The sequence below is a fragment of the Mesorhizobium sp. M7A.F.Ca.CA.001.10.2.1 genome (assembly GCF_003998575.1).
GTDB lineage: Bacteria > Pseudomonadota > Alphaproteobacteria > Rhizobiales > Rhizobiaceae > Mesorhizobium.
The window spans coordinates 1-1,219 of record NZ_RZQY01001068.1 but is presented as its reverse complement, the minus strand read 5'-3'; the positions used below and the strand labels follow the sequence as shown (position 1 = coordinate 1,219).

Annotated in this window: 2 protein-coding genes; both read right to left on the bottom strand. The window is 62.2% G+C overall.

Going from position 1 to position 1,219, the window contains the following annotated elements:
• The coding region (locus EN964_RS35120) for a glycerophosphodiester phosphodiesterase family protein (RefSeq protein WP_127277486.1) at positions 1-726 on the bottom strand (726 nt) is incomplete at its 3' end.
• 121 nt (positions 727-847) lie between these two features.
• The coding region (locus tag EN964_RS35115) for a class I SAM-dependent methyltransferase (protein ID WP_206528821.1) at positions 848-1,219 on the bottom strand (372 nt) is incomplete at its 5' end.

The window sequence follows — 1,219 nt, the reverse complement described above, 5'->3', positions numbered from 1 at the left end:
ATCCGGAACGTAGCCGCTCCAGCCAATCGCGGCATAGCGCAGGATGCATTGCGTCAGCGATGCGCGGCTTAGCGTATGCATGTCCGGCAGTGCTGCCTTGACGGCGGCGATCGGCTTATCGCCACCATAGACCGACAGATAACCGCGCTCGGCTGGAGACAGCGTGGCAAGCCAGGCGGCCAGCTTTTCGCCTTCGCCCGGATCGTTGCTCTTGACGTTGATGTTGAAGCGGCGGGCCGGGAAGTGCGCCAGAACCTCATCCAGCGATGGCATCATGCCGATACCCTTGCCGCGGAATGGAAAGGTCTTGCCGCCATCCGCCGTATAGCCATAGCCGACATCGAGGGTCTTCAACTCGGCCATGGAATGGCTGCGCGTTTCTCCCTTGCCTTCCGTGCGGCAATCCAGCGTCCAGTCATGGAAGACGGCGAACTTGCCGTCCGTCGTCGGGTGAACATCCAGTTCGAGCGCGTCAGCGCCCAGCGCGAAGGCGGCCTCCATCGAGGGAATTGTGTTTTCGAGGTAGCCATGGCGCGGCGGCAACATGCGACTGGCCGTGCAAGTCTGTCCTGTCATGCCTGCGCGCAAATAATCCTGGGCAAGGCCGCGATGGGCAAGCATCTCCGGCTTGCCGGCGGGGCGACTCGATAACAGCGAGGTGTTGTTGAGCCAGATGCCCACCGCAGCGACACCAATGACGCCGAAGAAGATCGTCCGTCTGCGCATCAGGTGATTTCCGATTCGTCCGTCCTGCGCGGCATTCTGCTTCGCGATCGGACTTTTTGACGGCGACGACGCGGCTATGTCGCGATCATGCTCGACATAGCCTGTTCAAGAGCGTGTCGGCTTACGCCTTGTAGACCACTTGGCGCACGTCGATGTAGCTGGCGCGGAATCCGGCCTCGCAATAGTGCAGGTAGAACTCCCAGAGCTTCTTGAACCGGTCGTCGAAGCCGAGCGGGACGATCTTTTCCCATGACGCCCAGAACCGGTGGCGCCACTCGGCAAGCGTGCGCGCGTAGTCGTCCGGAAACACGCGCTCGCGCAGATGGGCAAGGCCATGATCCTTGCCGAGCGCCTTCAGGATCGACGGCGTCGGCAGCATGCCGCCCGGGAAGACGTAGCGCTGGATGAAATCCGGCCTTGCGCGATAGGTGTCGTAGGCGGCTTCGTTGATGGTGATGATCTGCAGGCCGCCGGTGCCGCCAGGCCTTAGCCA